Source organism: Klebsiella sp. HC6 (genome assembly GCF_022605325.1).
Taxonomy (GTDB): domain Bacteria; phylum Pseudomonadota; class Gammaproteobacteria; order Enterobacterales; family Enterobacteriaceae; genus Klebsiella; species Klebsiella terrigena.
Genome location: NZ_CP093276.1, coordinates 4,436,504 through 4,456,183, shown reverse-complemented (window position 1 = coordinate 4,456,183; position 19,680 = coordinate 4,436,504). Strand labels below are relative to the sequence as shown.

14 protein-coding genes are annotated in these 19,680 nt (G+C 63.3%); 11 read left to right on the top strand and 3 right to left on the bottom strand.

Features of this window, described 5'->3' with window-relative positions:
* Nucleotides 1-105 precede the first annotated feature (105 nt).
* Nucleotides 106-1,728, top strand: coding sequence for an alpha/beta hydrolase-fold protein (locus tag MMW58_RS21605; RefSeq protein WP_241722074.1), 1,623 nt, complete (start codon nt 106-108; stop codon nt 1,726-1,728).
* On the opposite strand, the gene MMW58_RS21600 is transcribed toward MMW58_RS21605, so the two are convergent.
* Nucleotides 1,657-1,905 carry a DUF1158 domain-containing protein gene (locus MMW58_RS21600; RefSeq protein WP_041144484.1) on the bottom strand — a complete coding sequence of 83 codons (249 nt, stop codon included), beginning with the start codon at nt 1,903-1,905 and terminating at the stop codon, nt 1,657-1,659. The genes MMW58_RS21605 and MMW58_RS21600 overlap by 72 nt on opposite strands.
* A gap of 498 nt (nt 1,906-2,403) precedes the next feature.
* Between MMW58_RS21600 and MMW58_RS21595 the strand changes: the two genes are divergently transcribed.
* The 3 genes from MMW58_RS21595 to MMW58_RS21585 are packed head-to-tail and all read left to right on the top strand — an operon-like array spanning nt 2,404 to nt 9,383.
* The gene (locus MMW58_RS21595) at nt 2,404-5,127 is read left to right on the top strand and encodes a cation-transporting P-type ATPase (protein ID WP_241722073.1); all 2,724 of its coding nucleotides are present in this window, start codon (nt 2,404-2,406) and stop codon (nt 5,125-5,127) included.
* Between the two features lie 58 nt (nt 5,128-5,185).
* A complete protein-coding gene (locus MMW58_RS21590) occupies nt 5,186-6,265 on the top strand; it encodes an efflux RND transporter periplasmic adaptor subunit (protein ID WP_241722072.1) in 1,080 nt (359 codons plus the stop codon).
* Between the two features lie 13 nt (nt 6,266-6,278).
* A complete protein-coding gene (locus MMW58_RS21585; RefSeq protein WP_241722071.1) occupies nt 6,279-9,383 on the top strand; it encodes an efflux RND transporter permease subunit in 3,105 nt (1,034 codons plus the stop codon).
* Here the strand turns inward: MMW58_RS21585 and MMW58_RS21580 are convergent.
* A complete protein-coding gene (locus tag MMW58_RS21580) occupies nt 9,380-10,108 on the bottom strand; it encodes a phosphodiester glycosidase family protein (RefSeq protein ID WP_241722070.1) in 729 nt (242 codons plus the stop codon). The two genes, MMW58_RS21585 and MMW58_RS21580, sit on opposite strands and share 4 nt — an antisense overlap.
* Nucleotides 10,109-10,157: 49 nt before the next feature.
* Nucleotides 10,158-11,273, bottom strand: a complete 1,116-nt coding sequence (locus MMW58_RS21575; protein ID WP_133596695.1) for a YbdK family carboxylate-amine ligase — start codon at nt 11,271-11,273, stop codon at nt 10,158-10,160.
* Nucleotides 11,274-11,636: 363 nt separating this feature from the next.
* On the opposite strand from MMW58_RS21575, the gene MMW58_RS21570 reads away from it, so the two are divergent.
* From MMW58_RS21570 to MMW58_RS21540, 7 genes are read left to right on the top strand one after another with little or no spacing between them, the layout of a single operon-like run.
* The gene (locus tag MMW58_RS21570) at nt 11,637-13,301 is read left to right on the top strand and encodes an ABC transporter substrate-binding protein (protein ID WP_241722069.1); all 1,665 of its coding nucleotides are present in this window, start codon (nt 11,637-11,639) and stop codon (nt 13,299-13,301) included.
* 18 nt (nt 13,302-13,319) lie between these two features.
* A complete protein-coding gene (locus MMW58_RS21565) occupies nt 13,320-14,273 on the top strand; it encodes an ABC transporter permease (protein ID WP_045854382.1) in 954 nt (317 codons plus the stop codon).
* A gap of 2 nt (nt 14,274-14,275) precedes the next feature.
* Nucleotides 14,276-15,169, top strand: a complete 894-nt coding sequence (locus MMW58_RS21560) for an ABC transporter permease (protein ID WP_241722068.1) — start codon at nt 14,276-14,278, stop codon at nt 15,167-15,169.
* Between the two features lie 3 nt (nt 15,170-15,172).
* Nucleotides 15,173-16,216, top strand: coding sequence for an ABC transporter ATP-binding protein (locus MMW58_RS21555; protein WP_241722067.1), 1,044 nt, complete (start codon nt 15,173-15,175; stop codon nt 16,214-16,216).
* A complete protein-coding gene (locus MMW58_RS21550) occupies nt 16,206-17,225 on the top strand; it encodes an ABC transporter ATP-binding protein (protein ID WP_241722066.1) in 1,020 nt (339 codons plus the stop codon). Before MMW58_RS21555 ends, MMW58_RS21550 begins: the two co-directional genes overlap by 11 nt.
* A 10-nt stretch (nt 17,226-17,235) precedes the next feature.
* Nucleotides 17,236-18,420, top strand: coding sequence for an amidase (locus MMW58_RS21545; protein ID WP_241722065.1), 1,185 nt, complete (start codon nt 17,236-17,238; stop codon nt 18,418-18,420).
* Complete coding sequence (locus tag MMW58_RS21540) at nt 18,410-19,678, top strand: Zn-dependent hydrolase (protein ID WP_241722064.1); 1,269 nt, start codon at nt 18,410-18,412, stop codon at nt 19,676-19,678. Before MMW58_RS21545 ends, MMW58_RS21540 begins: the two co-directional genes overlap by 11 nt.
* Nucleotides 19,679-19,680 lie beyond the last annotated feature (2 nt).

Here is a 19,680-nt window from a genome sequence, read left to right as displayed (position 1 = left end):
GCCAGGGGAAAATGTAACGGTCATCACCAACCGCCCAGATGTTATTGCAAATCATTCCTATTTGCATTAGCGTTGGTAACAAATTCTTACAGGGATAATCGGGCAATGAAGATGGCATGGAGTGGTCTGCTGGTGGGGATGAGCGCGCTACCGGCGGCGGCAATGAACTGCGAGTCTCCCTCGCTGCAGGGAGAGCTGCAGGGAAAATTCGATGCCAGCGGTGAGGTCTGTTTTGACCTGCCGACGTTGGGGGAAAACTACGTCACCGCGACCCTCTCCGGCGTAACGGATGCCCGCCTGCTGGATGAGCACAACCGCCGTCTGCGCACGCTGCTGGCGGGCGGACCGGCGGACGGCGAACAGACGGTGCTGTTTTCTCTGCCGGTTAACCGCCCCTCGGCGCTGGTGCTGCACGGCGAAGAGGGGGCCCGCTGGCGCTTTCAGTGGCGGATGAAGGAGACGACCGCGCTGGCAAAAAACCAGCCTCTGGACCCCGTTAGCCCGCGTCTGCAGCTGCTGATGCGGGAGCTGGCGGCGGGAGGCTCAACGGCGGGCTTCTGGCAGGAGCGTGAGCAGGAGGGGACGCCGATGGTTGAGGCGCTGGACGCCGGCCATAAGCGCGTTACCTTTCTGTGGCGCGGGGCGAGCCGCAACGTGTTTCTGCTGGGATCGCCGGCGGGCGATCACGATCCGCTGTTTCGTCTCGGCAGCTCCGACGTCTGGTTCCGCAGCTACGTGGTCCCGTCGGATACGCTGATGCAGTACAAGCTGGCGCCGGACGTGCCGGTGATTGACGGCAGCGCGCGCGATCAGCGGCGGGCAATTCTGGTCAGCGCCCAGGCCGATCCGCTGAATCCGCAAAGCGTCAACGCCGCCAGCGATCGCTGGAACCGCTATTCGCTGCTGGCCCTCAACCCGGCGCGTTTTTGCACCCCGCAGCGGATGGCGCAGCCGCTGCGCTACGGCACCTTGACCCGCCATCAGCTGCACAGCGACTTTTTGCAAAATAGCCGGGAGGTATCGATCTATCGCCCGCGCCTGCCGCAGCCGGCGCGCTGGACGCTGATGCTGTTTGATGGCAAAACCTACCAGGATGAATACCACTTCGCCAACGTCCTCGATAGCCTGATCGCCAGCCACGCGCTGCCGCCGATTAACGTGGTGTTTATCGACAGCCTCGACCACCCGCGGCGGGCCAAAGAGCTGCCGCCCAATCCCTTCTTCGCCGACTTTATGGCCCACGAGCTGCTGCCCTGGCTGCGCCAGCAGGGGCTGAACCCGACGCGACAAAAAACCGTGGTCGCCGGTTCGAGCTACGGCGGCCTGGCCGCTTCATGGGTGGCGCTACGCTATCCGCGTCAGTTTGCCAACGTGCTCAGCCTGTCGGGGTCGTACTGGTGGGCGCCGAAGGGGGAGGAGGCGAGCTGGCTGACGCGGCAGTACCAGCAGTCGCCGCGCTACCCGGTGCGCTTCTGGCTGCAGGCGGGCAAGTTTGAGACCTCGGGGCCGGACGGCGGGATTTATGCCAATACGCTGGAGTTCGGGCAGGTGCTGCGCGACAAAGGCTATCGCGTCAGCTTCCACCCCTCCTCCAGCGGCCACGACTATGCCGCGTGGTGCGAGGCGCTGGTGGCGGGAATGCGCGATTTCACCGGCCTAACGCTCAAGGGAAAACCAGCGGCGCCAGACCCAGCGCAGCACCAGGTATTCAATCGCGCCCAGCGCTAAAAACCACAGGCAAAACAGCAGGGTGTAGAACTGGTTGAGATCGAGCAGGTGAAAGGTCGCAACCAGCTTCTGCGCCAGCGTCAGCCCAAGGGAGGGGGCCGGCAGCAGCAGGCAGGAGAGCAGAGCCAGCAGCAGAATACCGGCGGCGGAGATCAGCGTTTCAAGCGGATGTTTCATTACTTGTTAATCGTCAGTTAAAAAACATATTGTCGGGTAAAATATTCTTTAACGCAATATTATTTCACCGGCTATTATTTGCCCCTCTTTGTATTATATCTGATACCTCGGTTTTAATTTTTCTGTTAATTTTAATCGAGATTTTTGTGATTAATTTAATAACGCTTTAATGTAAATTAAAGTCATTATTAGAGCATCGCCTTTACAAAACTATAGGTGCTGTAGCCCACCAGCGTGGCAATCAGGATAGCCAGCACAACGTACAGCGCCAGGCGGCTTCCGCGGTAGATTTTAGTCATATTGCCCCTCGTTTAATATAGGTTTATTAATCTTCTGTAATAGTTGGTCTGAGAAATAACTTATCACATATTTTGAATTTTGCGAGAGATTAAAAATTTCCCCAGGGTCATTTCTCTCGCCCCGTGAAATTATAATCTTTCATTGGCCAGAAATGATTTCAGGCTTTCCGCTTCACGGAATTTATAAGGAAAATTTATTTTGACCAAAAAGATAAATCCCCGTAATACGCCCCCTTCAGGGGAGGCCGCATCCCGTCAGGCTTATCAGCAGACCGTGGCTGAAGTTTTGGCGCAGCAAGAGAGCCGTGCCGAGGGCCTGACTTCCGCCCAGGCCGCAGAGCGCCTGGAAAGCTGGGGCCCTAACGCGCTGCCGGAAAAGAAAGGCAAGCCGGGCTGGCTGCGCTTTCTCGCGCACTTTAACGACGTCCTGATTTTTGTCCTGCTGGCCGCCGCCGCGCTCACCGCGGTGATGGGCCACTGGGTGGATACGCTGGTTATTCTTGGCGTCACCGTGATCAACGCCCTGATTGGCCACGTGCAGGAGAGCAACGCCGAAAAATCCCTGCAGGGCATTCGCAACATGCTCTCCAGCGATGCGCGGGTGCAGCGCAGCGGCAGGCACGAAACCGTGGCGACCCGCGAGCTGGTGCCGGGCGATATCGTTATTCTGCGCGCCGGCGACCGCGTCCCGGCGGACATGCGCCTGATTGAAACCCACAGCCTGCGGGTGGAGGAGGCGATCCTGACCGGCGAATCGACGGTGGTGGATAAGACCACCGACGCGCTGCAGGGCGAGCTGCCGCTGGGCGATCGCACCAATATGCTCTTCTCCGGCACCACCATCAGCGCCGGTGCTGGCGTGGGCGTGGTGACCGCCACCGGCCAGCAGACCGAGCTCGGCCATATCAACCAGATGATGGCGGGGATTGAGAAGCACCGCACGCCGCTGCTGGTGCAGATGGACAAGCTCGGGAAGGCGATTTTCGTCATCATCCTCGCGATGATGGCCGCGCTGTTCCTCTTTAGCCTGGCGCTGCGCGACATCCCGCTTGGCGAACTGCTGCTGTCGCTGATTAGCCTCGCGGTGGCGGCGGTACCGGAAGGTTTACCGGCCATCATCTCGATTATTTTATCGCTGGGCGTACAGGCGATGGCGCGGCAGCGGGCGATTATCCGCAAGCTGCCGACCGTCGAAACCCTCGGGGCGATGACCGTGGTGTGCTCGGATAAAACCGGCACCCTGACGATGAACGAAATGACCGTCAAAGCGATCGTGACCGCCGACTGCTGCTACCGCGTCGAAGGCGACAGCTACGAGCCGCGGGGCGATATCTGCCTCGAAGGCAGCGACGAGCCGGTGCAGATTAAGCCGGGCAGCGTGCTGGAAAGCTGGCTGCGCACCATCGACCTGTGTAACGACAGCCAGATCGTCAAGGACGAGCGCGGGCTGTGGGGCATTACCGGCGGGCCAACCGAAGGCGCGCTGAAGGTGCTGGCGGCGAAAGCGCAGCTGGCGCCGGTTGACACGCGTCTGATTGCCAAAATTCCGTTCGACTCGCAGTACAAATATATGGCCACCCTGCAGCAGATTGGCGATGAGGCGCGGGTGCTGATTACCGGCGCGCCGGACGTTATTTTCGCCATGTGCCGCCAGCAGATGAGCAAGCAGGGCGCGGTACCGTTCGAGCTGCAGTACTGGGAAGATGAGATGGCGCGCTTCGCCCGTCAGGGCCTGCGTATGGTTGCCGCCGCCAGCAAGCCGGCCGCCGCCGGCAGCGCGACGCTGACCCATGATGATCTGCGCGAAGGCCTGGTGTTCCTCGGCATCGCCGGGATGATGGACCCGCCGCGTCCGGAAGCCATCGACGCCATTCACGCCTGCCAGAACGCGGGGATCCGCGTGAAGATGATCACCGGCGATCACCCGCAGACGGCGATGAGCATCGGCCAGATGCTGGGGATCGCCAACAGCAGCCAGGCGATGACCGGCTACCGGCTGGAGCACATGGATGACGCCGAGCTGACAAAAGTCGCCGCAGAGTACGATATTTTCGCCCGCACCAGCCCGGAGCATAAGCTGCGCCTGGTGAAGGCTCTCCAGGATAACGGCGAAGTGGTCGGGATGACCGGCGACGGCGTTAACGACGCGCCGGCGCTGCGTCAGGCCGACGTCGGTATTGCGATGGGGATCAAAGGGACGGAGGTCACCAAAGAAGCCGCCGATATGGTGCTGACCGACGACAACTTTGCCACCATCGCCAGCGCGGTAAAAGAGGGGCGTCGGGTCTACGACAACCTGAAGAAAACCATCCTGTTTATCATGCCCACCAACCTGGCGCAGGGGCTGCTGATTATCATCGCCCTGCTGGCGGGGAACATTATTCCGCTGACGCCGGTGCTGATCCTGTGGATGAACATGGCGACCTCCGCCACGCTCTCCTTCGGCCTCGCCTTTGAAGCCGCCGAGCGCAACGCCATGAACCGTCCGCCGCGTAAAACCGGCCAGCACGTGATGGATGCCTTCGCCGTCTGGCGGGTGGCGTTCGTCGGCACGATGATCGCCGTCGCCGCCTTTATCCTTGAGGCCTGGCTGGCGCCGCGCGGCCACAGCCCGGAGTTTATCCGTACCGTGCTGCTGCAGATGCTGGTGACCGCCCAGTGGGTGTATATGATCAACTGCCGCAGCAGCGACAGCTTCTCGCTCAACATGGGCCTGCTGCGTAATAAAGGCATCTGGCTGGTGAGCGGCGTGCTGCTGCTGATGCAGCTGGTCATTATCTACGTCCCGCTGATGCAGACGATGTTCGGTACCGAAGGGCTGCCGCTGCGCTACTGGTTTGTCACTCTTGCCATCGGCATGGTGATGTTCCTGGTGGTGGAGGTTGAGAAGCGCCTGACCCGCCGTTGGCGTAAAACCGCCTGAACCTTCGCGCCCTTCCCCTCCGGGAGGGGCGCGATAACGTCAGCAAGGAATTCCCCCTATGAAAAAAATACTCCGCTGCGCCTTCCTGGCCTGCGGCCTGGCCGGCTACGCCCTCAGCGCCGCCGCGGCGCCGGCAGTTCCGGTTCGCGTGGCGACCGTCGAACGCGCCGCCCACGTCGATGAGCGGCAGATCCCCGGACGCGTCGAGGCGATTCACGCGGTCGAGATCCGCGCCCGTACCGAAGGCGCTATCGTTCAGCGCCATTTTGCGGACGGACAGTACGTCAGGCAGGGCGACCGCCTCTTTACCCTCGATGACGCCCAGCCGCGCGCCGCGCTGGCGCTGGCGCAGGCCGAGCTGAAAAGCGCCCGGGCTTCGCTGCGCCAGGCCGAACAGCTGCTTAGCCGCTATCAGCGCCTGAAAAACAACCACTCGATTAGCCGCAACGATGTCGATAACGCGCAGATGCAGCGCGATGTCGCCGCCGCCGCGGTGGAGCAGGCGCAGGCGCGCGTTGCCGCGCAGCAGATTACGCTCGGCTACACCCGCATTGATTCGCCGGTGACCGGGCGCGTGGGCCACAGCCTGTTTCACGTCGGCAGCCTGGTGAATCCGGCCAGCGGCGCGCTGGTGGATATCGTCCAGCTCGACCCGATCCGCGTCTCTTTCGCCTTAGATGAAAACGCTTTTTACAGTAAGGCGGGGCAGCACGACGATATTAGCGCGCTGAAGCAGGCGTGGCAGGCGTTGATTGCCCCCGGCGGCGCGCGCGAAGAGGGGGTGCTGACCTCGGTGGATAACCGCATCGACAGCCGCACCGCCAGCGTGGTGATGCGCGCCGAGTTTGCTAATCCGCAGCATCGCCTGCTGCCGGGCGGCAGCGTGACGGTGATTTTGCGCCCGCGCCAGCAGCAGGAGAGCCTGACCATCCCGCTGGCGGCGGTGCAGCAGGACGCGCAGGGCTTCTATAGCTGGGTGCTGATGGAAGATAACACCGCCGCGCTGCGTCGGCTGACGCTCGGCGAGCAGCAGGGACAGCGCTACGCGGTCGCACGGGGGCTGGACGTTGGCGAGCGCGTGGTGACGGAAGGCGTACAGCGCCTGCGTGACGGCGCCGCCGTACGGCTACTGAAATAAGAAAGGAGAAGGGATGCTGACGTTTTTTATCCGTCGCCCGCGCTTCGCGATGGTGATTGCGCTGCTGATAACCTTTGCCGGCGCGGTGGCGCTGAAGCTGATTCCGGTTGAGCAGTATCCGCAGATTACGCCGCCGGTGATTAGCGTCAGCGCCAGCTGGCCGGGCGCCAGCGCGGCAGACGTGGCCGAGGCCATCGCCGCGCCGCTGGAAACCCAGCTCAACGGCGTTGACCATATGCTCTACATGGAGTCCACCAGCTCCGACGAAGGGGCCTACAGCCTGAGCCTGACCTTTGCGGCCGGCACCGACGCCGACCTGGCGGCGATCGACGTGCAGAACCGCGTCTCGCAGGCGGTGGCGCAGCTGCCCGCCGAGGTGCAGCAGAACGGGGTGCAGGTGCGCAAGCGGGCGACCAATCTGCTGATGGGGATCAGCCTCTATTCGCCGACGGAAACGCTCTCGCCGCTGTTTGTCAGCAACTATGCCAGTACCCAGGTGCGCGAGGCGCTGGCCCGGCTGCCGGGCGTCGGCGAGGTGCAGATGTTCGGCGCCCGCGACTACAGCATGCGCGTCTGGCTGCGTCCGGATCGCATGAATGCGCTCAACGTCACCAGCGAAGATATCGCCCAGGCGCTGCGGGAGCAGAACGTGCAGGGCGCCGCCGGGCGGGTGGGAACGCCGCCGGTGTTTAACGGCCAGCAGCAAACGCTGACCATCAACGGTATTGGGCGCCTGAGCGATGCGGCAAGCTTCGGACAGATAGCGATCCGCAGCGGCGAGCAGGGGCAGCTGGTGCGCCTGGCCGAGGTGGCAACCATCGAGCTCGGCGCCCGCAGCTACAGCTCCGGCGCGCAGCTCAACGGTCGCGACTCGGCCTATCTCGGGGTTTATCCGACGCCGACCGCCAACGCGCTGCAGGTTGCCAGCGCGGTGCGCGCCGAGCTCACGCGGCTACACGCGCGCTTCCCGCCGGATCTCACCTGGGAGGTGAAGTTCGACACCACGCGCTTCGTGGCGGCGACCATCAAAGAGATTGCCGTTTCGCTGGTGCTCACCCTGCTGGCGGTGGTGGCGGTGGTTTCGCTGTTCCTGCAAAGCTGGCGGGCGACGCTGATCGTCGCGCTGGCGATCCCGGTCTCGCTGATCGGCACCTTCGCGGTGCTCTATCTGCTGGGCTACAGCGCCAATACCCTCAGCCTGTTTGCGGCGATCCTCGCCCTGACGATGGTGGTGGACGACGCCATCGTGGTGGTGGAGAGCGTCGAGAGCCAGATGGCGGAAGGCCTGGGCCGCCTTGAGGCCACCGCCCAGGCGCTGCGCCAAATCGCCGGGCCGGTTATCGCCACCACCCTGGTGCTGCTGGCGGTGTTCGTGCCGGTGGCGCTGCTGCCGGGCATCGTCGGCGAGCTCTATCGCCAGTTTGCGGTCACCCTCTCCACGGCGGTCACGCTGTCGAGCGTCGTGGCGCTGACGCTGACGCCGGCCCTGTGCGCGCTGCTGCTGCGCCCGCGTCCGGCGCAGCCCGCGGCCGTCTGGCGGTTGTTCAATCGCGGCCTCGCTGGACTGCGCGACGGCTACGGGGCGCTCGTCGCCCGCATGAACCGCCGTCCGTGGCTGGCGCTGGCGGCGGTCGCGCTGGCTGCCGGGGCGGTGGCGTTCAGCTTCAGCAGCATGCCGAAGGGCTTTCTGCCCGAAGAAGATCAGGGCTACTTTTTCGCCAGCGTCCAGCTGCCGGAGGCGGCTTCGCTGGAGCGCACCGAAGCGGTGATGGCCCAGGCGCGCGAGCTGCTGCTGGCCAATCCGGCGGTGGAGGACGTCATTCAGGTATCGGGCTTCAATATTCTGAACGGCACCAGCGCCTCAAACGGCGGTTTTATCTCGGTGATGCTGAAAGACTGGCACCGGCGGCCGTCGCTGGAGCTGGTGATGAGCAAGCTGCAGGGGCAGCTGCTGGCCCTGCCGGAGGCGACGATTATGGCCTTTGCGCCGCCGACGCTGCCGGGGTTGGGCAACGCCTCGGGCTTTAACCTGCGCATTCTGGCCCAGGCCGGACAATCGTCGGCGGAGCTGGAGCGCGTGGCGCTGCAGGTGCTGCAAATTGCCAATCAGCATCCGCAGCTGAGCCGGGTCTTTACCACCTGGAGCAGCAGCGTGCCGCAGCTAACGCTGAGCGTCGATCGCGACCGCGCCGCCCGGCTGGATGTCCCGGTTGCGCGGATCTTCAGCAGCCTGCAGACGGCATTTGGCGGCACCCGCGCCGGGGACTTTAGCATCAATAATCGGGTCTACCACGTGGTGATACAAAACGAGATGCAGTGGCGCGAGCGGGCGGAGCAGATAAGCGAGCTCTACGTGCGCAGCAACCACGGCGAACGGGTGCGCCTGAGCAATCTGGTCACCGTCACCCCGGCGGTGGGGGCGCCGTTTATCCAGCAGTACAATCAGTCCCCGTCGGTATCGATAAGCGGCTCGGCGGCTGAGGGCGTCAGCAGCCGGGCGGCGATGGCGGCAATGGCGGAGATTCTGCAGGCCCATCTGCCGCAGGGCTACGACTACGCCTGGAGCGGGATCTCGTGGCAGGAGCAGCAGACCGGCAACCAGGCTATCTGGATCGTGCTGGCGGCGGTGGCGATGGCGTGGCTGTTCCTCGTCGCGCAGTATGAAAGCTGGACGCTGCCGGCGAGCGTGATGCTGTCGGTGCTGTTCGCCATCGGCGGGGCGCTGCTGTGGCTGTGGGCAGCCGGCTACGCCAACGACGTGTACGTGCAGATTGGCCTGGTGCTGCTTATCGCGCTGGCGGCGAAGAACGCGATCCTGATCGTCGAGTTTGCCCGCGCGAAGCGCGAAGAGGGGATGTCGATAGCCGATGCCGCCCGCGAAGGGGCCACCCGCCGCTTCCGCGCGGTGCTGATGACCGCGGTCTCGTTTATTATCGGGATCGTGCCGATGATGTTCGCCACCGGCGCCGGAGCGCAGAGTCGGCGGATTATCGGCACCACCGTGTTCAGCGGCATGCTGGTGGCGACGGTAATCGGCATTCTGTTTATCCCCACGCTGTTTGTGCTTTTTCAGCGCCTGCGCGAGTGGGGGCACCGCCGGATGTCGGCCCGGCGCTAGCGGGCTTCCACCGTAATCATGCTGACGAACGGATGGTACTGCCAGGGCACGCCGCCGCCCTGCCGGTACATTTTCGAAATGGTGCCGTCGAGGTAGAGCATCTGCCGGACGTTGAGCTTTGACTGCGCGTAGCAGGCGAAATCGTAGAAGTTGGTTTCGCGCGCGCTGAGCATGAATATCACCTGACCCTGGCGGGTGAGGCCGACGCCGTTGCGCAGCTTGCGCGACCCGGCGGACGGCTTCAGCCGCCAGTTAATCCTGCCGTTTTCAATCAGCATCGGGCCGGACTGCACGGCGTAATCGATGGCCGGCGACGGCCGGTATTTATCGATGCTGACGATCCCCGCCTGCTGGCCTTTAACAAAAAAGACCCCGCCGGGACGAATGAAAAAGTTGCCGCCGCCGGAGGCGCGGTTGAGCGCAACCCTCTGTTTGCCCTTTTCGATATACAGCCCCAGCGGCGCATAGGCTTTATCGTAAATCCCGCCGTTCATCGCCATCCGCACCCGGCCGTCGCGATTGATATCCGCCAGCAGCGATCGCAGGGAGCCCCAGGCGCTGCCGGCGTCGTTTTTCCAGTACATGGCGATCCGCTCCTGCTGCGGATTGACGGCGTAGCTTTGCAGCGTCAGCGACGGGTCGGTGAGGGCGCATTTTGCGGCGGCAAAGGCCGAAAACGGCAACAGCATAAGCGCGACGAGTCGCGGCGAGAGGCGCGGGGCCATGGGCATTCCTTGAGGCGGCAAAGGCGGGCAGTATACCTTTTTGCCGCCGCTACGCCGCCCAGATCTCGCAGTGCTTTTGCACCAGGCCGATCAGCGAGCCGCCGTTAGCGACAAATTCGCGCATCCGCTGGGCCTCGCTGCGATCCCGCTGCGCCTGGCGGACGATGGCGTCAAGGGCGCTGGTGGCGTTGAGCCGGTGGGCGAAGGGCGCCAGGCGCTCTGCCAGGCGTAGAATCTCTTCCCGGACGCTGCGCTGCTCCCCGGAGTGGACGTCGGTGACGATCCCCTCGAGGCCGTAGCGGCAGGCCTGGTAGCGGTTGAAGGGATAGAGCAGATAGTCCTCGGGCTGCGGCTTAAACGGCCTTTCCGCCAGCAGCCAGCAGGCAATTATCTGAATATAGCCGGCGATATTCACCGCCTGCGCCACGGTCAGCGGGGTATCCATCACCCGCACCTCAACGGTGCCGAAGCGCGGGCTGGGGCGAATGTCCCAGTGCAGATCCTTCATGCTGTCGATCATGCTGGTATAGCTGAGGCGCCGGAACAGCCCGTTAAACGCCTGCCAGTCGGTAACCCACGGCATCGGACCGTTGTCGGGGTAGGCGGAAAAGAGGTTCAGGCGGGCGGTGGCGAATCCGCTGTCGGCCCCGTCGAGCCAGGGCGATGCCGCGTTAAGGGCAATAAAATGCGGCACGTAGCGCGACAATCCGTGGACAAGATAAATCGCATCGTCGCCGTTTTGGCAGCCAACGTGGACGTGCTGGCCGAACACCGTTGACTGCTGGGCGAGGTAGCCAAAGTGCTCGACGGTCTTCAGGTAGCGCGGGTTGCTGCTGATCTGCTGGCGCTGCCAGGCCTGAAACGGGTGGGTGCCGCCGCCGCAGATTTGCAGATGCTGCTGCGCGCCGGCGCGCAGTATCTCCTGCTGAATAGTGGTCAGCTGCGCCATCGCCTGGTGAATGTCGCGGCAAATCCCGGTCGCCACCTCCAGCATGCTCTCGGTGATATCGTGCTTCACCTCCCCGGCAGGAATGGCGTCCTCCACGGCGGCAATCAGCGCCGAGGAGTCCTGGCTCAGATCGTATCCCGGCGGGTTGACCACCTGCAGCTCCAGCTCGATACCGAGCGTAAAAGGGTCCGAAACGTGAAAATCAGGTAATGACATGGCGATTCCTTGCGTACGGATATGCAGGAAGTATAGGTAAAATTTCTCCGGCTCAGCGTCGGCCCACATCAGGCGATCGGCGCGAGCCCTTATAAATAAAGCAGAATTATGAATTTATTTTATATTAAGTTACGCTGCGTTATTATTACCTGCCGCGACAAAATAGGCTGGTGCAGTTCTGCAACATATTTCACAACGGCGGTGCGTAAGAATAAGCTGTTATTATTTTATTAATACATATCATGTAGATAGTATAATTTATTCTTATTTTATAAGCGCTTTCACACTTATTTTCCTTGCTTTCAGAAGTGGTATGCATCTTGCCTGTTAAATAACGACTTTTTATTTAACAGGGACAATGTGATGCTCAAAAATACCTTACCCTTGCGTAAACGCCGCCCCCTTGTCGCCGCGGCCGGCGCGCTGGCGCTGCTGACCTCCCTGCAGGCGAGCGCCTCAACGCTGCGGATCGCGATGACCGCCGCCGATATCCCGTTAACCCTCGGCCAGCCTGACCAGGGCTATGAAGGCAACCGCTTTACCGGCATCCCGCTGTATGATGCGCTGGTGGAATGGGACCTCTCGCAGGGGGAGAAACCGAGCGGGCTGGTGCCGGGCCTGGCGACGGAGTGGCACGTTGACCCGCAAAATCAGACCCGCTGGATCTTTACCCTGCGCCCCGGGGTGAAGTTTCATGACGGTACCGACGTTAACGCCGACGCCATCGTCTGGAACGTCGATAAGGTCTTAAACAAAAATGCGCCGCAGTATGCCCCAGGGCAGATCGGCAATACGCTGTCCCGCATGCCGACGCTGACCGGGGCCGAAAAAATTAACGATCGCACCGTGGCGCTCACCACTTCCGAAGCCGATGCCCTGCTGCCGTACAACATTACCAACCTGTTTATCGTCTCGCCGACGGCATGGCAGAAACTGTATGCCGCGGTACCGGCCAGCGCCGGCGATACCGCCGCGCGCGGCAAGCTGGCGTGGACGGAGTTTGCCGCCCATGCTGTGGGCAGCGGCCCGTTCAAAATGGAAAAACTGGTTCCCCGCCAGCAGCTGATCCTCGATAAAAACCCGGACTACTGGAATAAAGACCGCATCCCGCGGGTCGATAAGGTGGTGCTGATCCCGCTCCCGGAGGCCAATGCCCGCACCGCGGCGCTGCTGTCGAAGCAGGTGGACTGGATTGAGGCTCCGGCCCCGGACGCGGTGGATCAAATCAAAGCCCAGGGCTTTAAAATCTACGCCAACACCCAGCCACACCTGTGGCCGTGGCAGTTCTCATTCGAAGAGGGCTCGCCGTGGCAGGATATTCGCGTGCGCAAGGCGGCCAACCTGTGCCTTAACCGCGCGGAGCTGAAGAGCTACCTCGGCGGCTATATGACCGAAGCGACCGGCGTCTATGAGGCCGACAGCCCGTGGCACGGCAAGCCCTCCTTCCAGATCAAATATGACCCGGAAGCCGCCCGTAAGCTGATGACCGAAGCCGGGTACAGCACCGGCAAACCGCTGCACGTTACCGTCGCCACCTCGGCGTCCGGCTCCGGACAGATGCAGCCGCTGCCGATGAATGAGTACATTCAGCAGAGCCTGAAAAGCTGCTTCTTTAACGTCGACATCAAGGTGGCCGAATGGAACACCCTGTTCACCAACTGGCGCCTCGGGGCAAAAGACCCTTCGGCAAAAGGCATTGATGCCATCAACGTCAGCGCGGCGGTTAACGACCCTTACTTCGGCATGATCCGCTTCTCAACCGCCAAAGCCTTCCCGCCGGTGGCGACGAACTGGGGCTATTTCTCCACCCCGGAAACCGAAAAGCTGGCAACGGCGGTGAAGCACGCCTTTACCCCCGAAGAGATGAACAAAGCGGCCGGCGAGCTCCACGCCGCGCTGGTGGACCAGGTTCCGTTCCTGTTCGTCGCGCATGACGTTGGACCGCGGGCAATTTCGCCGGCGGTTAGCGGCGTGGTGCAGCCGCAGAGCTGGTTTATCGATCTCAGCCTGGTGAGTAAGAAAGAGTAATCGAGACGGGAGCCAAAGATGATCAATACGCTGCTGTACCGCGTTCTGCTGGCCGTACCGACCATGCTCGGCGTGGCGGTAATCTGTTTCATGCTGGTGCAGATTGCGCCGGGGGATCCGCTGGTGTCGGTGATGCCGCCGGACGCCTCGGAGGCGCTGCGCCAGACGCTGATGCAGGCCTACGGTTTTGATAAACCGCTGCCGTTGCAGTTCGTTCACTGGCTGTGGCGAGCGCTGCACGGCGACTTAGGGATGTCGGTCGCCACCGGACGCCCGGTGATCGGCGAAGTGATGACCGCCGTCAGCTACTCCCTGCGCCTGGCGCTGCTGGCGACGATTATCGGCTTCGTGCTCGGCAGCCTGTTCGGCTTTGTCGCCGGCTATTTTCGCAACAGCATCATCGATCGTCTGGCATCGGTGCTGTCGGTGTTTGGCGTCAGCGTGCCGCACTACTGGCTGGGAATGCTGCTGGTGATTGCCTTTAGCGTCAAGCTGGCGGTCTTACCCGCCACCGGCGGCGGGCCGATCGGCGAAATCGGCTGGCAATGGGATTGGGATCATCTGCAGTTTATGCTGCTGCCGGCGATCACCCTGTCGGTGATCCCGACCGGGATCATTGCCCGCACCGTGCGCTCGCAGGTTGCCGATATTCTCAGCCAGGAGTTTATCGTCGGGCTGCGCGCCCGCGGGCTGGGCGAATCGCGCATTTTCCTCCACGTGGTGAAAAATGCCGCCCCCACCGCGCTGGCGGTGATGGGGCTGCAGGTGGGCTATCTGATGGGCGGCTCGATTCTGGTGGAAACGGTGTTCTCGTGGCCGGGCACCGGCCTGTTGCTCAACACCGCTATCTTCCAGCGCGATCTGCCGCTGCTGCAGGGCACCATCTGGGTGCTGGCGCTGTTCTTCGTGCTGCTCAATCTGCTGGTGGATATTCTGCAAACCGCCCTCGACCCGCGCATTAAGAGGAGCTAACCATGATAGATACCTTGACGACGAAAGCGCGACCCGTTCCCCCGGCTATCCCCGCCCGCCAGGGCTACTGGCGCGGCGTATTCCGCCGCCTGCTGCGCGATCCCGGCGGCGTGGCGGTCGGGTCAATTATTCTGCTGCTGCTTATTCTGGCGCTGTTTGGCCCGTGGCTGATCGCGAAAGACCCTTACCAGACGTCGATGTTTCTGCGCCTGAAGCCGATTGGTACCGACGGCTTCCCGCTGGGCTCCGACGAGCTGGGCCGGGATATGCTGTCGCGGCTGATTCTCGGCACCCGGCTGTCGCTGTTTATGGGGATTGTCCCGGTGGTCTTCGCCTTTTTCATCGGCGGAGCGATCGGCATCGTTGCCGGCTACGCGGGCGGCAAAACCAACACCATTATTATGCGCACCGTTGACGTGTTCTACGCCTTTCCCTCGGTGCTGCTGGCGATTGCGCTCTCCGGCGCGCTAGGCGCCGGCATTGGCAACGCGCTGCTGTCGTTGACGCTGGTTTTCGTCCCGCAGGTGGCGCGCATTGCCGAAAGCGTCACCGCCCAGGTGCGGCACATGGACTATATCGACGCCGCCCGGGCAACCGGGGCCAGCGCGCTGACCATCATCCGCGTTCAGGTGTTAGGCAACGTGCTGGGGCCGATCTTCGTCTTCTCAACCGGCTTAATTTCGGTCTGCATGATCCTCGCCTCCGGGCTCTCGTTCCTTGGGCTGGGCGTGCGTCCGCCCGAGCCGGAGTGGGGATTGATGCTCAACACGCTGCGCACGGCGATTTACACCCAGCCGTGGGTGGCGGCCCTGCCGGGATTGATGATTTTTATCACCTCCATTTCGTTCAATATCCTCGCCGACCGCCTGCGCGCGGCGATGGCGATCAAGGAGTAAACGATGCAACCTTTTGTCAATATTGACCTCGGCGGCCCGGCCCAGCCGCTGCTGCAGGTCAACAATCTGTTGAAGTACTTTCGCGCCGGCGGCGGGAAGGGACATGAAGTGGTGCAGGCGGTGGATGACGTCAGCTTTACGGTGGTCAAAGGCGAAACGCTGGGCGTCGTCGGAGAGTCGGGCTGCGGGAAATCAACCACCGCGCGGCTGCTGATGCAGCTCCTGAACCAGGATCGCGGGGAGCTGGTTTTCGACGGACTTGAGGTGGGATCGTCCCGCCTGCCGATGAAAGAGTACCGTCGCCAGGTGCAGATGGTGTTTCAGGATAGCTACGCCTCGCTCAACCCGCGAATGACCATGGAGGAGAGCATTGCCTTCGGCCAGCGCGTGCACGGGGTCAGCGCGAAGGAGGCCAGCGAGTACGCGCGCTATCTGCTGGCGCACGTGGGCCTTGAGCCGGGGCGCTTTGCCCACCGCTATCCGCACGAGCTTTCCGGCGGCCAGCGCCAGCGGGTGAATATTGCCCGCGCGCTGGCGATGAAGCCGCGGCTGGTGATCCTCGACGAAGCGGTCTCGGCGCTGGATAAATCGGTGGAGGCGCAGGTGCTGCAGTTGCTGCAGGAGCTGAAGCGCACGCTGGAGCTGACCTACGTATTTATCAGCCACGATCTGCACGTGGTGCGCTGGCTGTCGGATCGAATCCTGGTGATGTATCTCGGCGAGGTGGTGGAAATCGGGCCAGCGGAGCAGCTGTTTACCGCCTCGGCCCATCCCTATACCCGGGCGCTGCTGAGTTCGATGCCGTCAATGGACCCGAAAAACCGCACCCTGACCTCGCCGCTCAGCGGCGATCCGCCCAGCCCGATTTCCCCCCCGGCGGGCTGCCGCTTCCATACCCGCTGCCCGCACGCCAGAGCGGTCTGCGCCGAGGTGAAACCCGCCCTCGAAAGCGTGGGGGAGGGGCATCAAAGCGCCTGCCTGATGGCGCAGCCGGCGTCGCCCTGGCATCACGCTATCGCCGTACGGGAGGTACGCCATGTCGCATGAAGCCTTTGTTCATATCCGCGATCTGCGGGTTGAGTTCCGCCGCGACGGTCAGACGATCAATGCGGTCAACGGCGTCTCTTTTGATGTGCAAAAGGGCGAGGTGCTGGCGCTGATTGGCGAGTCCGGCTCCGGAAAAAGCGTGACCCTCAGAGCGCTGATGCGCCTGCATCCTCCCAAAAGCAGCGTCCTTTCCGGAACCCTGCGGGTGGATGGCGAAGCGGTGCTGGAGATGAGCGCTTCCCGGCTGCGGCGCTATCGCGGCGCGCGCTGCGCCATGATATTTCAGGAGCCGCTGCTGGCCTTCGATCCGGTGTATACCGTCGGGCAGCAGATCGTCGAAGGCCTGTGCCGCCATGAAGGGCTTTCGCGCCCGGCGGCAAGGGAGCGGGCGCTGGAGGCGCTGCGTCAGGTGCGCATTCCGAGCCCCGAGCGGCGGCTGGATGCCTATCCGCACGAGATGTCCGGCGGGATGCGCCAGCGGGCGATGATCGCCCTCGCGCTGTCGTGCAACCCGCAGCTGCTGCTGGCGGATGAACCGACCACCGCCCTCGATGCGACGGTGCAGATCCAGATCCTGATCCTGCTGCGCGAGCAGCAAAAGGAGCGCGGGCTGTCGATTATCTTTGTTACCCACGACATCGGCGCGGCGGTGGAGATTGCCGACCGCGTGGCGGTGATGTACGCCGGGCGCATCGTCGAAGAGGCGTCGATGGAGGATATTCTCTACCGTCCGCGCCACCCCTATACCCAGGTTCTGCTGGGCAGCCGCCCGAAAGAGGGGCTTAAAAAAGGCGATGCGCTGCGCTGCATCCCCGGCTCGCCGCCGGACTTAGCGCGCCTGCCGGCGGGCTGCGCGTTTGCCGACCGCTGCCCCCATGCGAGGGCGGTCTGCGGGCAAAGCCAGCCGGCGACGGAGCAGGCTGGCGAGCGCCACGTGGTGAGCTGCCATCGCTGGCGGGAGCTGGCCGCCAGCGTCGAGAGCCCGGCGCAGTACGCCAGAATCAAATAAGGAGACAAGCATGCAGGATGATATTCGCGCGTTTATGCCCTATCCGGCGCACCCGGTGCCGCACGCGCACGGCGGGCCGCTGAGCGGTATGACCTTTGCGGTAAAAGATCTGTTCGACGTGGCGGGCTACCCGACCGGCGGCGGCAATCCGCATCTGCTGGCGCTCTCGGGGATTAAAAGCCGCACCGCGCCGGTCGTGCAGAGGCTGCTGGATAGCGGCGCCCGCTTTATGGGTAAAACCCACACCAGCGAGCTGGCCTATTCGATGAGCGGCCACAACGTGCATTACGGCACCCCGCGCAACGGCGCGGCGCCGAATCATATTCCCGGCGGCTCCTCCTCGGGGTCGGCCTCGGCGGTCTCCAGTGCGGTCTGCGATTTTGCCCTCGGCACCGACACCGGTGGTTCGGTGCGCACGCCGGCGAGCTACTGCGGGCTGTTCGGCCTGCGGCCAACCCACGGGGGGATCTCCCTCGACGGCTGCCAGCCGCTGTGCGCCACCATGGACACCTGCGGCTTCTTTGCCCGCTCGGCGGAGGTCTTTCGCGCCGTCGCCGAATGCCTGCTCGGCGGCGAGCGCCCGGCGGTAGATGGCGTCAGGCTGGCCAGCCACGAGGCGCTGTTTTCGCGTCTGCCGCTGCGCAGCCAGCAGGCGCTGCTGCCGGTACGCCAGCGCCTGGGCCGCGCTTTTGGTGAAATCGCCTCGCTCAGCGCGCCGCTGCCGGACGTCGATGAGATCTATCTCGCCTTCCGCCAGATTCAGGGTTATGAAGCCTGGCAGGCGCAGGGAGAGACGATTGAGCGCTACGGGCTGCAGCTGGGGCCGGACGTGCGCGAGCGGTTCCTGTGGGGGAAAGCGGTGACGGCGGCGCAGTTCGACAGCGCCTGCCGGCAGCGGGCCCGCTTCAGCGCCTGGTGGGATCGGCAGCTGGGCGAGGCCATCTTAGTGCTGCCGACGGTGCCCGACGGCGCGCCGCTGCTGACGGCGCAGGCCGCTGAAATTGAGGCGGTGCGCCGCCTGTCGCACGATCTGTTGCTGATTTCCGTTATGACCCGGCGCCCGCAGGTGACGCTGCCGGTCGCCCTGGTGGGCGGCCTGCCGCTGGGTATTTCATTCCTGGGGCCGCGCGACAGCGATCGTCTGCTGGTGGGGCTGGCCGCCGCTTTTGTGCAAGGAGAAGACAATGAGCAGTGATGTCCTTTTTACCCCGGTCGCCGGGGTTGACGCCGGTCGGGTCAACGGCGAACGGCTGTGGGATTCGTTAATGGCGCTGGCGGAGATTGGCGCGACGCCGAAAGGCGGCTGCTGTCGTCTGACCTTAACCGATCTCGACAGGCAGGGGCGGGATCTGGTGATCGGCTGGGCGAAAGAGGCCGGGCTGAGCGTCACCGTTGATAAAATCGGCAACGTTTTTATGCGCCGGGAAGGGCGCAACCCGCAGCTGCCGCCGATCGTTTCCGGCAGCCATATCGATACCCAGCCCACCGGCGGCAAGTTTGACGGCAACTACGGCGTGCTGGCGGCGCTGGAGGTGGTGCGCACGCTGAACGACCTCGATATCGAAACCGAAGCGCCGATTGAGGTGGTGTTCTGGACCAACGAGGAGGGCTCGCGCTTTGTACCGGTGATGATGGGCTCCGGGGTCTTTGCCGGCGTGTTTGCGCTGGAAGATATCTATGCCGTGCAGGATGCGGAAGGGAAAACGGTGGGAGAAGAGCTGGCGCGCATTGGCTATATCGGCAGCCAGACGCCGGGGGATCGGCCGGTCGGCGCCTACTTTGAAGCGCATATTGAGCAGGGCCCGATCCTCGAAGCCGAAGAGAAGGTGATTGGCGTGGTGCAGGGCGTGCTGGGCATTCGCTGGTACGACTGCGTGGTCAGCGGCCAGGAGTCTCACGCCGGGCCGACGCCGATGCGCCTGCGCAAAGACGCCCTGCAGGTGGCAACCCACATTATGCAGGAGGTGGTGGCGATCGCCGGGCGCAGCGAAGAGGGGCGCGGGACCGTTGGCCGGGTGCAGGTCTATCCCAACAGCCGCAACGTGGTGCCGGGTGAAGTGACCTTCTCTATTGATATGCGCAATCTCAGCGACGCGCTGGTGGATGAGATGGACCGCCAGCTACGGGAGTTTATCGCCAAAATCGAACAGGAGAGCGGCCTCGCGGTGGCGCTGAAAGAGGTCAGCCACTATCCGGCCGCGCCGTTCCATCCTGATTGTCAGGCCGCGATTGCCGCCGCGGCGCAGCGGCTGGGCTATCCGGCCCGCGAGATCGTCTCCGGTGCCGGTCATGACGCGGTGTACATGAGCTATCTGGCGCCCACCGGCATGATTTTTATCCCCTGCAGGGACGGCATCAGCCATAACGAAATCGAGTACGCCTCGCCGGAACACGTCACCGCCGGCGCCAACGTGCTGCTGCAGGTGATGCTGCAGTACGCCCGGGCGCTATAGTC